Source organism: Pseudomonas sp. LF020 (assembly GCF_053456425.1).
In genome coordinates this window covers 195,967-211,955 of record NZ_JBRFIX010000006.1, presented here as the reverse complement: position 1 = coordinate 211,955, position 15,989 = coordinate 195,967, and the positions used below count along the sequence as shown (strand labels likewise).

General features: G+C 60.6%; 15 protein-coding genes and 1 riboswitch. Of the genes, 8 read left to right on the top strand and 7 right to left on the bottom strand.

Going from position 1 to position 15,989, the window contains the following annotated elements; translation table 11 throughout:
• The first annotated feature begins 191 nt into the window (after positions 1-191).
• Both ligB and ACU680_RS16275 read left to right on the top strand, forming a co-directional pair.
• The gene (gene ligB / locus ACU680_RS16280) at positions 192-1,859 is read left to right on the top strand and encodes an NAD-dependent DNA ligase LigB (protein ID WP_448179965.1); all 1,668 of its coding nucleotides are present in this window, start codon (positions 192-194) and stop codon (positions 1,857-1,859) included.
• Positions 1,860-1,953: 94 nt separating this feature from the next.
• Complete coding sequence (locus ACU680_RS16275) at positions 1,954-2,349, top strand: DUF1090 domain-containing protein (RefSeq protein WP_007961884.1); 396 nt, start codon at positions 1,954-1,956, stop codon at positions 2,347-2,349.
• A 178-nt stretch (positions 2,350-2,527) separates the two neighbouring features.
• Here ACU680_RS16275 and ACU680_RS16270 read toward each other — a convergent pair whose 3' ends face one another.
• Complete coding sequence (locus tag ACU680_RS16270; protein ID WP_007961886.1) at positions 2,528-2,977, bottom strand: c-type cytochrome; 450 nt, start codon at positions 2,975-2,977, stop codon at positions 2,528-2,530.
• Positions 2,978-3,105: 128 nt separating this feature from the next.
• On the opposite strand from ACU680_RS16270, the gene mltA reads away from it, so the two are divergent.
• Positions 3,106-4,290 (top strand): murein transglycosylase A, encoded by a 1,185-nt coding sequence (gene mltA, locus ACU680_RS16265; RefSeq protein ID WP_448179964.1) that lies wholly within the window; start codon positions 3,106-3,108, stop codon positions 4,288-4,290.
• A gap of 140 nt (positions 4,291-4,430) precedes the next feature.
• Here the strand turns inward: mltA and ACU680_RS16260 are convergent, their stop codons facing one another.
• Together ACU680_RS16260 and ACU680_RS16255 are read right to left on the bottom strand one after the other, a co-directional pair.
• Complete coding sequence (locus ACU680_RS16260) at positions 4,431-4,814, bottom strand: MAPEG family protein (protein WP_367086052.1); 384 nt, start codon at positions 4,812-4,814, stop codon at positions 4,431-4,433.
• Between the two features lie 38 nt (positions 4,815-4,852).
• Positions 4,853-5,686, bottom strand: coding sequence for an EamA family transporter (locus tag ACU680_RS16255; protein WP_448179963.1), 834 nt, complete (start codon positions 5,684-5,686; stop codon positions 4,853-4,855).
• A 155-nt stretch (positions 5,687-5,841) separates the two neighbouring features.
• Here ACU680_RS16255 and ACU680_RS16250 point away from each other — a divergent pair, with 155 nt between their 5' ends.
• Positions 5,842-7,107, top strand: a complete 1,266-nt coding sequence (locus ACU680_RS16250; protein WP_448179962.1) for a cation:proton antiporter — start codon at positions 5,842-5,844, stop codon at positions 7,105-7,107.
• On the opposite strand, the gene ACU680_RS16245 is transcribed toward ACU680_RS16250, so the two are convergent.
• Positions 7,108-8,013 carry a formate/nitrite transporter family protein gene (locus ACU680_RS16245; protein WP_448179961.1) on the bottom strand — a complete coding sequence of 302 codons (906 nt, stop codon included), beginning with the start codon at positions 8,011-8,013 and terminating at the stop codon, positions 7,108-7,110.
• A gap of 210 nt (positions 8,014-8,223) precedes the next feature.
• Positions 8,224-8,631: an acyl-CoA thioesterase gene (locus ACU680_RS16240; protein ID WP_003229043.1), complete on the bottom strand. Its 408-nt coding sequence runs from the start codon at positions 8,629-8,631 to the stop codon at positions 8,224-8,226.
• 196 nt (positions 8,632-8,827) lie between these two features.
• A riboswitch (S-adenosyl-L-homocysteine riboswitch) is annotated at positions 8,828-8,926 on the top strand.
• Between the two features lie 23 nt (positions 8,927-8,949).
• Here ACU680_RS16240 and ahcY point away from each other — a divergent pair.
• From ahcY to rhlE2, 4 genes are all read left to right on the top strand, one after another.
• Entirely contained in the window at positions 8,950-10,359 is a 1,410-nt protein-coding gene (gene ahcY / locus ACU680_RS16235; protein WP_007959684.1) for an adenosylhomocysteinase, read from the top strand.
• A gap of 187 nt (positions 10,360-10,546) precedes the next feature.
• Positions 10,547-11,392, top strand: a complete 846-nt coding sequence (metF, locus tag ACU680_RS16230; protein ID WP_108591836.1) for a methylenetetrahydrofolate reductase [NAD(P)H] — start codon at positions 10,547-10,549, stop codon at positions 11,390-11,392.
• 146 nt (positions 11,393-11,538) lie between these two features.
• Positions 11,539-12,351, top strand: a complete 813-nt coding sequence (locus tag ACU680_RS16225) for a substrate-binding periplasmic protein (protein ID WP_448179960.1) — start codon at positions 11,539-11,541, stop codon at positions 12,349-12,351.
• A 221-nt stretch (positions 12,352-12,572) separates the two neighbouring features.
• Entirely contained in the window at positions 12,573-14,438 is a 1,866-nt protein-coding gene (gene rhlE2 / locus ACU680_RS16220; protein WP_367086056.1) for an RNA helicase RhlE2, read from the top strand.
• A gap of 234 nt (positions 14,439-14,672) precedes the next feature.
• On the opposite strand, the gene ACU680_RS16215 is transcribed toward rhlE2, so the two are convergent.
• Complete coding sequence (locus tag ACU680_RS16215) at positions 14,673-15,266, bottom strand: YceI family protein (protein WP_346609180.1); 594 nt, start codon at positions 15,264-15,266, stop codon at positions 14,673-14,675.
• Between the two features lie 31 nt (positions 15,267-15,297).
• Positions 15,298-15,849, bottom strand: a complete 552-nt coding sequence (locus tag ACU680_RS16210) for a cytochrome b (RefSeq protein ID WP_007962073.1) — start codon at positions 15,847-15,849, stop codon at positions 15,298-15,300.
• Between the last annotated feature and the right edge of the window lie 140 nt (positions 15,850-15,989).

Below are 15,989 nucleotides of genomic sequence, written 5' to 3'. Positions count from 1 at the left end.
TTTTCATGTTTGCCAAGAGCAAAAGATCGCAGCCTGCGGCCGCTCCTGCACAACGCATCCCCCTGTAGGAACTGCCGAAGGCTGCGATCTTTTGCTTCTTAGATCCCGAAATACGCCGAAAAACACCTGACCGACCTCACTGGAAATCCGGACTAGCCTTCAAGTTCTCCCTATGAGCAAGGACGCTCACGATGCGCTTTCATGTTTTGCTTTTTCTCAGTCTCATATGCCTGAGCAGCCACGCCACTCAATGTCCGAACTGGCCTGCCGCTCAGGCGCAAAACGAAATCACCGCCCTGCAACAGCAGATAGACCAATGGGACGACGCCTACCACCGCGAAGGCCGCTCCCTCATTGCCGACGATCTCTATGACCAATCGCGCCTGCGGCTCAACGAATGGCGCCAGTGCTTCCAGCAGCCCGCAGCGCCCGAGCCGTTGCGCAGTGCGTCTGGCTCCCTCGCGCATCCAATCGCCCACACCGGCCTGGACAAGCTTCACGAAGCGGCCGCCGTTCAAGCATGGCTAAAGGATCGCCAGGACGTCTGGGTACAACCCAAGGTCGATGGCGTCGCAGTGACGCTGATTTACCGTCGCGGCCTGTTGCAGCAGGCGATCAGTCGCGGCGACGGGATCAGCGGTCAGGACTGGACGGCAGCGGCGCAAAAGATCGCTGCCATTCCGCAACAACTGACCCAACCGCTGGACCTGTTGGTGCAGGGCGAACTCTACTGGCGCCTTGATCAACATGTGCAAGCCAGCGCCGGCAGCGTCAACGCGCGCGCCACCGTTGCCGGGCTGATGAGCCGTAAAACCTTGAGCGCAGAACAGGCGTCCGGGATCGGTCTGTTCGTCTGGGACTGGCCGCAGGGCCCGGCGAATCTGCCTGAAAGAATATCGACGCTAGCGACGCTGGGCTTCGCCACGACAGCGCCATTCAGTCAGGTCATCGCCCACTTTGCCGACGTGCAAAAATGGCGCGAGCACTGGTATCGATCGCCCCTGCCCTTCGCCACTGACGGCATTGTCCTGCGCCAGAGCCAGCGCCCACCCGCCGAGCGCTGGCAGGCGAGCGCGCCCTACTGGGCCATCGCCTGGAAATATCCGTTTGTCCGAGCGCTGGCCGAGGTGCGTAAAGTGAATTTCAAGATCGGCCGCAGCGGACGCATCACGCCGGTGTTGGAGTTGTCGCCCGTCAGGCTCGATGACCGCGAGATCAAACGGGTCAGCGCCGGTTCACTCAAGCGCTGGCAGGCCCTGGACATCCGCCCCGGTGATCAGGTGGCAATCAGCCTGGCCGGGCTGACGATTCCGCGTCTCGACAGCGTGGTGCTACGAACCACCGAGCGCGCAGACATCGACATTCCGGCCAGTGGCGACTTTCACGCCTTGAGCTGCTGGCAACCGACACCCGGTTGCGAAAGCCAGTTTCTCGCGCGCCTGACCTGGCTCAGTGGCAAGCAAGGGCTGGCGCTGCAGAATGTCGGACGCGGCACCTGGGAGAAACTTCTGGAAACAGGCCGCCTGAACAACCTGCTGGATTGGTTGACCCTCGACGAGCCAGAGCTTGCTAACATTGCCGGCTTCGGCGAACGCAGCAGCGCACGTCTGATCAACAGCTTTCACAGCGCCCGCCAACGGCCGTTCACCCAGTGGCTCAAAGCATTGGGTTTACCGCCGACGGGGCAGGCACAACTGGTCGACTCGTGGCAGGCGCTGGCACAACGCGACACCGAACAATGGCAGGCAGAAGCCGGAATCGGCCCGGGCCGCGCGGCGCAATTGAGCGCATTCTTCCGCGACCCGCAGGTGCTGGCCTTGAGTGACACATTACGCGCCGCCGGAATCGACGGTTTCTGATCACGCAATCCCCGGCAGCCGGGAACCCAAGGGCCACCAGACGCTCAAACAGCGCAGTGCCCCCGACCCGACTGCCTTTGCACATGGAGCTTTTATGAAATTTCTTGCACCGCTTGCCTTGCTGACTCTCTGTGGCGTCCTGGCCGCGCCTGTGATGGCCGACGAAGATGCACCGGGCCTGACCGGTTGCGCCGCCAAGAAGCAGGGCATCATCAATCAGCTCGAACAGGCCAAGTCCCGTGGCAACACCGACCAGCAGGCCGGTCTGCAGACCGCGCTGGATGAAGTGACAAAGAACTGCACCGATGCCGGGCTGAAGAAAGAACGCGAAAACAAAGTGCTGGAAGCCAAGCACGAAGTGAGCAAGCGTCAGGCGGATCTCGACAAGGCGATGAAGAAAGGTGATCCGGAGAAGATCAACAAGCGCAAGGACAAGCTCGCCGAGTCGCGCAAAGAGCTGCAGGATGCGCTGGACCAGATCGACAAGTAACCAGCGTTGAATGAGATTTCCTGTGGCGAGGGAGCTTGCTCCCGCTGGGTCGCGAAGCGGCCCCAACTCCATTCAATGGCGCTGCAGCAAACTCAACTCGGTTGAATGGGTTTACGACGGCTGCGCCGCCGAGCGGGAGCAAGCTCCCTCGCCACAATCGTCCGGCAGTCTCCGACAATCAATGATCGCGAAATTCTTTATGGCAAGCGCTGCAGGCATCTTCAACCTTCTGCACCGCCGGCCCCAGGTTGCTGGCTTTGTACGGCTGAACCTTGCTGGCGATCACCAGTTCACCGGTGGCCGCCTCAAGGTTGCGGGCCAATTCCTGAAAGCGGGCCTGCCGCAGCCACACATCGTCCTTGGCACTGGTGTGATCTTCTTCACGCACCTGCGGGAAATGCTTCCACGGTTCATGGGACAACGCATCGAGCTTCACTGCGCCTTCGGCGAATTTCGGCCCGTCGAACGGAATGCGTCCGCGCAACATGCCACCCAGGTCTTCGCCGGTCTTGAGCATCTGTTTGAAGATCGCCTTGCGTTGCCCCAGCGGCGAATTCGGATCGACGCCGCCACAGGCGGACAAAGTCAGACAGGCCAGCAATACAACAGCAATTCTTTTAAGAGTCATGGTGGCTTCAGGTCACGGAATTCGGCGGCCAGTATCCTCGCGTCGCTGACAAACACCAATAGCCCTATTAAAAATACGGGTTGCCGGAGCGCATGGAGCACTTCGGCAACCGGCACAGGAATCACTCCATGAACAGCCGCTTCAAGGCCTGGCGTCACCCACTGATCGCAACCCTGCCGCTGTTGGCAATTCTTGCCGGTTGCACGGGCGGCGATACCGCCAAACCGAAAACCCACGCCTTGGCTACTTACTCCAGCGCTAGCTGGGAAGCCCTGCCGACCGTATCCGACAGCGATCTGGTCGCCGGTTTCGGTTCATGGCGCAGTGCCTGCACCCGGCTCAAGGCTGATCCGGTCTGGGGCGGCACCTGCGCCGCAGCCGCCAACGTGCCGCAGAGCGCCAACGAGATTCGCGCCTTCCTCAAGCAGAACCTCGACGTGTTCGGGCTACGCGCCGAGCATGAAAACCCGAACGGCCTGATCACCGGTTACTACGAACCGGTCTACCCGGGCAGTCTGACGCCCACCGAGGTGGCAAACGTGCCGGTGTACGGCGTGCCGGAAGACATGATCATCGTCTCGCTGGACAGCATTTACCCGGAGCTCAAGGGCAAACGCCTGCGTGGTCGCCTTGAAGGCCGGGTACTCAAGCCTTACGACGACGCGGCGACCATTGAGTCCAAAGGCGTCAAAGCCCCGGTGGTGGCGTACCTGACCGATCCGATGAACCTGCAATTTTTGCAGATCCAGGGTTCCGGGCGGATCCAGACACCGGACGGCAAACAACTGCGCATCGCCTACGCCGACCAGAACGGCCACCCGTATCGACCGATCGGCCGCTGGCTGGTCGAGCAAGGCGAGCTGAAGAAAGAAGATGTGACCATGGGCGCCATCAGCAACTGGGCCAAGGCCAACCCGTCGCGCATCCCGGAACTGCTGGGCAGCAACCCGAGCTACGTGTTCTTCACCCGCAACCCGGACAGCAACGAAGGCCCGCGCGGCTCGTTGAACGTACCGCTGACGGCGGGTTATAGCGCGGCGGTGGACCGCAAGGTGATTCCGTTGGGTAGCCTGCTGTGGCTATCGACCACCCGCCCCGATGGCACGGCGCTGGTGCGTCCGGTCGCAGCGCAGGACACCGGCGGCGCGATTGCCGGCGAGGTGCGTGCGGACCTGTTCTGGGGTACTGGCGATGCGGCCGGGCAATTGGCCGGGGACATGAAGCAGCAGGGGCAGATCTGGATGCTCTGGCCCAAAGGCGCGGCGTTGCCGCAAGTGCCGCAGGTGGCTGATACGGTTAAGGGCAAACCTTAAGCACTTCGGTGCCTGAGCTATCGCCTTCGCGGGCAAGCCCGCTCCCACAGGTATCCATGGCGAGCACAAATCCTGTGTACACCAAAGAACCCTGTGGGAGCGGGCTTGCCCGCGAAGAGGCCAGCAGCAACACCCGAGATTCAGGCAGACACAAAGAAGAACGCAGCAATCAGCCCCATCCCGACAAACCATACCAGCGACCGCAGAATCGCCCAGTCCGCCAGGTAGCAGATGATGTACAGCAGGCGACTGGTGATAAACATCACCGCCAGCACATTCACCGTCACCAACTGCGCGGTGCCTACCAGATGCGCAACGATCACCGCCGCGGCAAACGCCGGGGTCACTTCGAAGCTGTTCAACTGCGCCGCATGCGCCCGTCGGGCCACGCCGTTGAGACTTTCCAGAAAGTCCCGGGGATCATGGTTGTCGCTCAGTCGGTAGCCGCCCACTGCCTTGGCCACGCCCGTGCAGATATAGGGCAGGAAAATCGCGATCAACACGCACCACAGAGCTACCGTCATAGAGCCGTCCTACTTCAAGTGATAGAAATGGCGGGCAGTCAGAACTTCATCACCAGCATGCCGATCAGTACCAGCCCACAGGCTAAGAGCCGTGGCTTGCCGAAAGGTTCTTTGAGGTATCGCATGCCGAACAGCACCACCAGAATCACGCTGATTTCTCGCAGCGCTGCCGCTTCGGCAATCGAGCCCAACTGCATCGCCCACAGCACCAGAGCGTAGCTGAACAACACGCAGAACCCGACCGCCAGGCCCAGCTTCCACTGCTCGCGCCAGAACACCAGGAACGCCGGGCGTTTGGCGACCCACGCCAGCAACGGAAACGGCCAGGCGCTGAGCAGCGTGACCCAGACCAGGTAATCCAGTGGATGCGACCAGCGCCGCAGAGCCTGACCGTCGATGTAGGTGTAGCAGCCGATGCACAGGCCGATCAGCGCCACCACCGGCAGCATCGACCACGGCAGATGCTTGCCGCCACCGCCCTGCCAGAGCAGGCAGACCATGCCCAGCGGAATCAGCATGATCCCGAAGATCTGCTGCGCGGTGAGCACTTCGCCGGCGAAGATCAGGGTCAGCGCCAGCACCACCAATGGCGACAAGCCGCGCATCAGCGGATAAACCAACCCGAGGTCGCCGACCCGATAGGCCTGTATCAGCAGATAGCGATACAGCAGCTCGAATGCTGCCGACGCCAGAATCCACGGCCAGATCTCCAGCGGCGGCAGACTGATGAATGGAAATGCCAGCGCCACGAACAACAGCGCCACCGTGTCCATGCACGCCACCACCAGCAACCGTTCGGCACTGAACTTGATCAGGGTATTCCACGTCGCATGCAACAGCGCCGCCATTAACACCAGAACTGTCGCCGCCACGTCCCACTCCTTGATTTTTTTGCTGACCCTACACCAATGTCTGCGGCTGACCAACCGAGGGGACTCGATTGTGTCCCCACCCCGAATCAGCCCATCCAACCTTTGCACCGAAGAATCGGGGCGCTGTCTTTCCACCCCCATCCAATGGAGCCCGGATGCTAGAACTTGTCGCCGCTTTTATCTGCCTCACCACCCTTCTCACCTTCGTCAATTACCGCTTCATCGGCCTGCCGCCGACCATCGGCGTGATGGTCACCGCGCTGATGTTCTCCCTGTTGCTGCAAGGCCTGAGCGTGCTCGGTTATCCCGGCCTCGAAGAACGCGTGCAGCAACTGATCGGCCAGATCGACTTCGGCGATCTGCTGATGAACTGGATGCTGTCGTTCCTGCTGTTCGCCGGCGCCCTGCACGTCAACCTCAACGACCTGCGCAGCTACCGCTGGCCGATCGGCCTGCTGGCCACTTTTGGCGTATTGATCGCCACCGCCGTGATCGGCAGCCTCGCCTACTACATTTTTGCCCTGTTTGGCTGGCACGTGAGCTTCCTTTACTGCCTGCTGTTCGGCGCGCTGATTTCGCCGACCGACCCGATTGCGGTGCTCGGCGTACTGCGTACTGCCAATGCCTCAAAGCCACTGAAGACCACCATCGTCGGCGAGTCGCTGTTCAACGACGGCACTGCGGTGGTGGTGTTCACCGTGCTGCTGGGCATCGCTCAGCTGGGCGAGACGCCGACCCTCAGCGCCACGGCCATGCTGTTCGTGCACGAAGCCATTGGCGGCGTGCTGTTCGGCGGGCTGATCGGTTATGGGGTGTACCGGATGATCAAAAGCGTCCAGCAGCATCAGATCACCGTGATGCTGACCCTGGCGCTGGTGATCGGCGGTTCGGCGATGGCCACCGAGCTGCACGTTTCGGCGCCGATTGCGATGGTGGTCGCCGGTCTGATCATCGGCAACCTGGGACGCAACCTGGCGATGAACGACATGACCCGCAAGTACCTCGACGGCTTCTGGGAGCTGCTCGATGACATGCTCAATGCGCTGCTGTTTGCACTGATCGGCATGGAGCTGTTGCTGCTGCCGTTCAACTGGGCGCACGTGGCGGCGGCCAGTTTGCTGGCGCTGGCGATTCTGCTGTCGCGCCTGCTCACCGTGGCCCCGGCCATCGTTCTGCTGCGGCGCTGGCGCACAGTGCCGCGTGGCACCATTCGCATCCTGACCTGGGGCGGTTTGCGCGGTGGGGTCTCGGTGGCACTGGCGCTGGCCCTGCCATTAGGCCCGGAGCGCGACCTGCTGCTGAGCATCACCTACATCGTGGTGCTGTCGTCGATCCTGTTGCAGGGTCTGACCATCGGCAAACTGGTCAAGCACGCCACCCGTGACGAGCCGGCCCCAGCGGCCGAGCCCGCACACCACTGATCATTTCTTGATCTGCTGCGGATCGGGCTGTTCGGCCTGATCCGCAGATTGTTTCCCTTTGCCCGTTTCCTTTGGCGCGCCGCTCTCGCTGCGGATCTGTGCATGGCTGATCAGGGCGAAGATGAAACTGCCGCCGATGATGTTCCCCGCCAACGTGGGCCCGGCAAACACCATCCAGAAATCACTCCACGGCAGCTCGCCGGCAAACACCAGATACGACACTTCCGCCGAACCCACCACGATGTGGGTGAAGTCGCCCAGCGCCATCAGGTAGGTGATGAGGATGATGATCCACATCTTCGCGCTCTCCATGGAAGGGATCATCCAGACCATGGTGGCGATCATCCAGCCGGAAACGATGCCTTTGGCGAACATCTGACTGGCGTGGTTTTCCATGACCTTGCGGCCGATTTCAAGGAAGGCGTGATCAGTCTTGCTGTCGAAGATCGGCAGCTCGAGCATCACGTACGCCACCAGAATCGTCCCGCACAAGTTGCCGAACAGGACCACGCCCCACAAGCGGATCAGCCGGCCGAAGTTTTTCAGGGTTGGCTTGGTCATCACCGGCAGAACGGCGGTCAGGGTGTTTTCGGTGAACAGTTGCTGACGGGCGAGAATCACCGCAAGGAACCCGGCGCAGTAGCCGAAGCTGGCGATGACCTTGAATTCATCACCCTCGGGCAGGCGCGAATTGAGCAGACCCATACCCATCAGTGACAGGCCCATGGTCAGCCCGGCGGCGAGCGCCGACCACCACAACGCGGCGATGCTGCGCTCCAGTTCCTGATCGCCTTGGGTGCGGATGATTTCATGCAGAACCGCCGCGCGGGGCGGCTGGTTTTTCTCGACTTCGTGCTGTTCATCGGTCGAGAGGTTGGGGGTCTTGCCGTCTGTCGGGGTGGTCATGGCGTGGTAACCGGTGGGGGGCTTTCAGCTACGACCCCTGCGGTTCCTGGCTGTTCACTCCCCCCAACCGAAACTATTACCTGTGGCGAGGGAGCTTGCTCCCGCTCGGCTGCGCAGCAGTCGTCTCGTGTTTCAGATAAACAACACTCACCGGTTTTTGGACTGCTTTGCAGTCCAGCGGGAGCAAGCTCCCTCGCCACAATTCACCGACTACTTGGTTACCAGCTCATCTTCCTTGAACTGGTCTTTGACGTACTTGATCTCGGTCCGCCCGTGCGGCGCTGGCAAGCCGTCTTCGCCAAGGTTGACGAAGACCATCTTCTCGACGGTGAGGATGCTCTTGCGGGTGATCTTGTTGCGCACTTCACAGGTCAGGGTGATCGAGGTGCGGCCGAACTCGGTGGCGGTGATACCCAGTTCGATGATGTCGCCCTGGCGCGAGGCGCTGACGAAGTTGATTTCGGAAATGTACTTGGTCACCACGCGCTGATTGCCCAACTGGACGATGGCGTAAATCGCCGCTTCTTCGTCGATCCAGCGCAGCAGGCTGCCGCCGAACAGGGTGCCGTTGGGGTTCAGGTCTTCGGGTTTTACCCATTTGCGGGTGTGGAAATTCATGTTCACTCCTGAGCGTTTGCCGAAAGATGGCGCCATCTTGGCAGACCGGGCGGTCAGGCTCCATGAGCCTTCTACTATGGTCGCTATTAACGATCTTCATCTGGCCGACAGAAACCCTTTGGAAGATCAGTCTAGACGGCTATAATCGCCCCCGTTTCAAAACGGTAACCTTCACTTGCTACCGTTTTCCCGCCACCTGTCCGAGGGGCGCTGCAGCAGGATCAACCTGTCAGGCTCGGATGGGGCGTTGACTGGCCACGGCCGGACACTAAACGCACAACGGCGCCCATTCGCATACATTACGAATGGAGGCTCTTCATGAGCGCTGTTATCACGCCTGCAGATTTTAACGATTACAAAGTTGCCGACATGTCCCTGGCTGCCTGGGGCCGTCGCGAAACCATCATCGCCGAATCGGAAATGCCGGCCCTGATGGGTCTGCGCCGCAAGTACGCTTCCGAGCAGCCGCTCAAGGGCGCGAAAATCCTCGGCTGCATCCACATGACCATTCAGACTGCCGTGCTGATCGAAACCCTGGTTGCCCTGGGTGCCGAAGTACGCTGGTCGTCCTGCAACATTTTCTCGACTCAGGATCAGGCCGCTGCGTCCATCGCTGCCGCCGGCATCCCGGTTTTCGCCTGGAAAGGCGAGACTGAAGAAGAGTACGAGTGGTGCCTGGAGCAGACCATCCTGAAGGATGGCCAGCCATGGGACGCCAACATGATCCTCGACGACGGCGGCGATCTGACTCAGCTGCTGCACGACAAGTACCCACAAGTACTGGATCGCGTTCACGGCGTGACCGAAGAAACCACCACCGGCGTTCACCGTCTGCTGGACATGCTGGCCAAGGGCGAGCTGAAGATCCCTGCGATCAACGTCAACGACTCGGTGACCAAATCCAAGAACGACAACAAGTACGGCTGCCGTCACAGCCTGAACGATGCGATCAAGCGTGGTACCGACCACCTGCTGTCCGGCAAGCAAGCGCTGGTCATCGGTTACGGTGACGTGGGCAAGGGCTCCGCGCAGTCCCTGCGTCAGGAAGGCATGATCGTCAAGGTTTCCGAAGTTGACCCGATCTGCGCCATGCAAGCCTGCATGGACGGTTTCGAACTGGTTTCGCCGTTCATCGACGGTATCAACGACGGCACCGAAGCGAGCATCGACAAAGCGCTGCTGGGCAAGATCGACCTGATCGTGACCACCACCGGTAACGTCAATGTTTGCGACGCGAACATGCTCAAAGCCCTGAAGAAGCGCGCTGTTGTCTGCAACATCGGCCACTTCGACAACGAAATCGACACCGCTTTCATGCGCAAGAACTGGGCATGGGAAGAAGTGAAGCCACAGGTACACAAGATCCACCGTACCGGCCCGGGCGCTTTCGACGCGCAGAACGACGACTACCTGATCCTGCTGGCCGAAGGCCGTCTGGTGAACCTGGGCAACGCCACTGGTCACCCGAGCCGCATCATGGACGGTTCGTTCGCCAACCAGGTACTGGCGCAGATCTTCCTGTTCGGCCAGAAGTACGCCGACCTGTCGCCGGCCCAGAAAGCCGAGCGTCTGACCGTTGAAGTACTGCCGAAGAAACTCGACGAAGAAGTGGCCCTGGAAATGGTTCGCGGCTTCGGCGGCGTGGTCACCCAACTGACCAAGCAACAGGCTGACTACATCGGCGTGACCGTCGAAGGCCCGTTCAAGCCGCACGCTTACCGCTACTAAGTAACCGGCTGCTTTATTTGTCGGACTGGCTTGTTGTGGCGAGGGAGCTTGCTCCCGCTGGGCTGCGAAGCGGCCCCAGGATTTTGGGAGCGCTGCGCGCTCCAGCGGGAGCAAGCTCCCTCGCCATATAAGCACGCTCCTACAGATGAAACATACCGTAGGCTTTCGTGTTTCCAAGGGTATGACCATGTCCCAAGACCGTCGCTACAGCTTCGAGTTCTTCCCGACCAAGACCGATGCTGGGCATGAAAAACTGCTCAACGTTGCCCGTCAGTTGGCAACGTACAATCCCGACTTCTTCTCCTGCACCTATGGCGCTGGTGGTTCGACCCGTGATCGCACCCTCAACACCGTTCTGCAGCTGGAAAGTGAAGTCAAAGTTCCGGCCGCCCCGCACCTGTCGTGCGTCGGAGACAGCAAGGACGACCTGCGCGGCCTGCTGAACGAGTACAAGGCTGCCGGCATCAAGCGCATCGTGGCCCTGCGCGGCGACCTGCCGTCCGGCATGGGCATGACCAGCGGCGAGCTGCGTCACGCCAATGAACTGGTGGAATTCATTCGTGAAGAAACCGGCAATCATTTCCACATCGAAGTCGCCGCTTACCCGGAGATGCATCCGCAAGCACGCAACTACGAAGACGATCTCGCCAACTTCGTGCGCAAGGCCCGCGCCGGCGCCGACAGCGCGATCACCCAGTACTTCTTCAACGCCGACAGCTACTTCTACTTCGTCGACCGCTTGCAGGCGCTGGGTGTGGACATTCCGGTGGTGCCGGGGATCATGCCGATCACCAACTACAGCAAACTGGCGCGTTTCTCCGATGCCTGCGGTGCGGAAATCCCGCGCTGGATCCGCAAGCAACTGGAAGCTTACGGCGACGACAGCCAGAGCATTCAGCGCTTCGGCGAGCAAGTTGTCAGCGAAATGTGCGAACGCCTGCTGCAGGGTGGCGCTCCGGGGCTGCACTTCTATTCCATGAACCAGGCTGAGCCTAGTCTGGCGATCTGGAATAACCTGAAGTTGCCGCGCTAAGCATTGAAAGAAAGATCAAAAGATCGCAGCCTTCGGCAACTCCTACAGGGGTGTCGTTGCTGCGATTTTTTGCTTTTGAATCCCCGAATTAGAGCTTGTGCAGGCACTTTCTGGCTCTTTCGCGTTTCTCGTCGTAATCTCAAGCCATGCCTTTTTTCGCGCAGTTACTCACCGTGCTGGTTTTTGCTTGCCTGAGCTTTGCCGCTCGGGGCGAGAAGCTGCGTATTGTCACCGAGCCGTGGGCACCTTACGTATACGAAGAAGATGGCAAGAACCTCGGGCTGGACTACGAAACCACCGCCATCGTGTTCAAGCGCCTGGGAATCGAAGTCGAATGGCAGTTCCTGCCGTGGAAACGCTGTCTGTCGATGCTAGAAACCGGCCAGGCTGACGGCGCGCTGGACATTTTTCACAGCGACGAGCGCGATGCCACCCTGCTTTATCCCATTGAACCGCTGTCGGACGTCGAGTTCGTGATGTTCTACGCCAACGACCGACCCCATCCTTTCCGCCAGCTCGAAGACCTCAAAGGCCTGACCATCGGCACTTCGCCGGGCTATCTGTACAGCCCGGATTTCAGTCAGTCGACACTGTTCACCCGCGAGCCGGCACCGACCCACGAAGCCAACTTCGGCAAACTGCTGCGCGGACGCATCGACTTGCTGATCACCGATCGCCGCGTGGGTCAGCATTTGCTCGATCAATTGAATATCCGCGATCAAATCACCGAAAATCCCACGGTCATCAGCCGTCAGAGCCAATATCTGGCGGTTCGGCGCAATGCCGGGATGGATCTGCTGGTGGCGCGTTTCGGCGCCGAACTCAAGCGTTTCAAGCGCGAACCGGCCTACGCCGAGCTCAGCGCACGCTATGGCGCGGCCCCTGCCGATACCGCTCCGCTGGGCAACGCCTCAGCCAGCCGCAAAACCGTTGAGCAGCAGGAAAGCAGCGCGCAGTGATTGCTCTGTTATACTCCGGCGTTCCCGCCAGGCTCACGCCCGGACGCCCGGAACCGTAACAGGCCTCTCGACCCGCTACAGCGCAGCTTTCAGCCCGCGCGAGCGCTCCTGACGTGCCTTCGGAACCGCAGCAGGACCGGACGGGATCGCGTCCTCTTAAACGCGATTCGCGCCAGGCAAGACTCCCATTGGGCCAAGCCCTAACTAAAACAGGATTACTCATGTCCTTTGCTTCCCTCGGTCTCTCCGAGGCTTTAGTCCGTGCCATCGAAGATGCGGGCTATACCGAGCCTACTCCGGTGCAACAGCGGGCCATTCCCGCCGTGTTGCAAGGTCGCGACCTGATGGTTGCGGCACAGACAGGTACCGGTAAAACCGGCGGCTTCGCCCTTCCGATCCTGGAGCGGTTGTTCCCCAACGGTCACCCGGACAAATCCCAGCGTCATGGCCCGCGCCAACCGCGCGTACTGGTCCTGACCCCGACCCGCGAACTCGCGGCCCAGGTACACGAGAGCTTCAAGATCTACGCCCGTGACCTGAAATTCGTCAGCGCCTGCATCTTCGGCGGCGTCGGCATGAATCCGCAGGTCCAGGCCATGTCCCGTGGCGTTGACGTGCTCGTCGCGTGCCCGGGTCGTCTGCTCGACCTCGCCGGCCAGGGCAGTGTCGATCTATCCCACGTCGAAATCCTCGTCCTCGACGAAGCCGACCGCATGCTCGACATGGGTTTTGTGCACGACGTGAAGAAAGTCCTCGCACGTCTGCCGGCCAAGCGGCAGAACCTGCTGTTCTCGGCGACCTTCTCCAAAGACATCACCGATCTTGCCGGCAAGCTGCTGCACAACCCGGAACGCATCGAAGTCACGCCGCCGAACACCACGGTCGAGCGCATCGAGCAACGCGTGTTCCGTCTGCCGGCCAGCCACAAGCGTGCCCTGCTGGCGCACCTGATCACCGCCGGTGCCTGGGAACAAGTGCTGGTGTTCACTCGCACCAAGCACGGCGCCAACCGTCTGGCCGAATACCTGGACAAACACGGCCTGCCGGCCGTGGCGATCCACGGCAACAAGAGCCAGAACGCCCGCACCAAAGCCCTGGCCGACTTCAAGGCCGGTGAAGTGCGCATTCTGGTCGCGACCGACATCGCCGCGCGCGGTCTGGACATCGATCAGTTGCCACACGTGGTCAACTTCGAACTGCCGAACGTCGATGAAGACTACGTGCACCGTATCGGCCGTACTGGCCGCGCCGGTCGTTCGGGCGAAGCGATCTCGCTGGTGGCCCCGGACGAAGAAAAACTGCTGAAAAGCATCGAACGCATGACCAAGCAGAAAATCGCCGACGGCGACCTGATGGGCTTCGACGCCAGCACCATCGAGGCCGAGAAGCCTGAAGTGCGCGAGCGCCCGGACATGCGCAACCCGCGCAACTCCCGTGGCCCGCGTGGCGACGGTCCGAATGGCGGCGGTGGTGGCGGCGGCCGCAAGGACAAAGGCAAAGACAAGGGCAAGGAAAAACCCGCCGGCGAACGCGGCGAGCGCCCTGCCCGTCAGCAGAAGCCACGTGAAGGCACGCCGAGCCGCGAACAGCGCCCAAGCCAGCCACCGCGTGCGGCGGCTGATCGTGCACCGGACGAGTTCCTCGACGACGATATCGATAACTTCGGTAACCGCGTTGATTACGTGCCGAAAGCTGCTCCAGCCGGTGGCCGTGGCCGTCGTCCGGGTGCTCCGGCACAAGGTGCAGGCGCAGGCGCTCCACGCGGCGGTCAGTCGCAGGGTCGCCAGAACGGTCCGCGCAACAGCAACGGTTCGAGCACCGGCACCCCACCGGGCAAACGCAGCGGCCCGCGCAACGGTGCTCCGCGTGATGGCCAGGGCCGTCGTGACGAGTCCTCGCGCAACCGCCGCCCGGCTCGCGACGATCAGCAACGCGCCGAACCGGCCGTGCAGAACCCTCGCAGCACCGGGCCGAAGATCATGCACAAGGAATCGAAAGCCGACCGCTTCCCGACACCCGAGCAGCTCGATCAACTGCCGACCCGCCCGCGCGGTGAAAAACCAGCCTTGCTGACCCGCAATCGCTGAGTTATCGCTGCCCTGAAAAATGCCCCGACTCGAAAGAGCCGGGGCATTTTTTATGGATGTCCCAGAACCCGCTTTATGTAGGAGCTGCCGAAGGCTGCGATCTTTTGATCCTGAAAAAACCAACCTCAAAAGATCGCAGCCTTCGGCAGCTCCTACAGGGGCTCCGGATTGTGGCGGGCAATAAAAAACGCCCCCGGCCTTGCGACCGGGGGCGTTTTTGTATGGCGGCGAAAATTACTTCGCTTTCACACCTTCAAACGAGATGTACAGATCGACGTTGTCGGACTGTGGACCCAGGTCCATCATCTTGCCGAAATCAGAGCGCTTGATGCTGGTGGTGCCTTCGAAGCCGGCACGGTAGCCGCCCCATGGATCCTTGCCTTCACCCAGGAACACAGCCTTGACCACGATTGGCTTGGTCACGCCGTGCAGGGTCAGGTCGCCGGTCACGTCTGCAGTGTCTTTGCCAGCGGCGTTCTTGCCGGTGGATTTGACGCTGGTGGAGACGAACTTGGCGTCAGCGTATTTGCCCACGTCCAGGAAGTCTTTGCTGGAGATGTGCTTGTCGCGCTCGGCGTGGTTGGTGAACACGCTGGCGGTTTTCACGTTGAATTCGATTTTGCTGTCTTCAGGCTTGGCGGCGTCAAAGCTGAACTTGCCGTCGATGTCCTTGAAGGTACCGGTGATGAAACTGTAGCCCAGGTGGCTGATCTTGAAGTCGACGAAGGCGTGCTGGCCTTCCTTGTCGACGGTGTAATCAGCAGCCATCACGTTCGCGGACAGTACGGCCGAACCGATTGCCAGAGCGGCCAGAGTCTTTTTCAACATGCTTTCTTTTCCTTTGAGTCGAGGTTGAATTTCAGGCTTTGCGACCGAGCATTCGCGTCAGGGTCGCATCACGATCGATAAAGTGGTGCTTCAATGCTGCCAACGCATGGAGACCGGAAAAAATTACCAGCGCCCATGCCAGCCAGAGATGAATCACCCCAGCGGTATCTGCCTGATCCGGTAGCCCGGAAACCAGTGCAGGAACTTCAAACAGGCCAAACACCGGGATCCCGACACCGTCTGCGGTGGAAATCAGGTAACCGGCAAGCATCACAGCGAACAGCCCGACGTACAGAAACCCGTGGCCGAATTTCGCGCCGATGCGGGTCATGCGGCTGTAGCTTTGCAGCGTCGGTGGCGGTGGGCTGATAAAGCGCCACAACACCCGCAACACCATCACACCCAGCAGCACCAGACCGATGCTCTTGTGCAGATCCGGCGCGTCTTTGCGCCAGCTGCTGTAGTAATCCAGCCCCACCATCCACAGACCCAGCGCGAACAGTCCGTAGACCGCCAGCGCCACGCCCCAGTGCATGAAGATGCTGACCCAACCATAGCGTGAAGCAGAATTACGTAGCTGCATTGCCCAAATCCTGTGAGAACTGCGAACCAAGACTAGCGAGTTATCTATCGAATTAAAGCGGAAAATTTCGCTTTGAAAGATCGAGAAATACGATCAAGAGTCTGTAAGTGGCGTGTTAAGGAAAGATTAAAGGCGAAAGT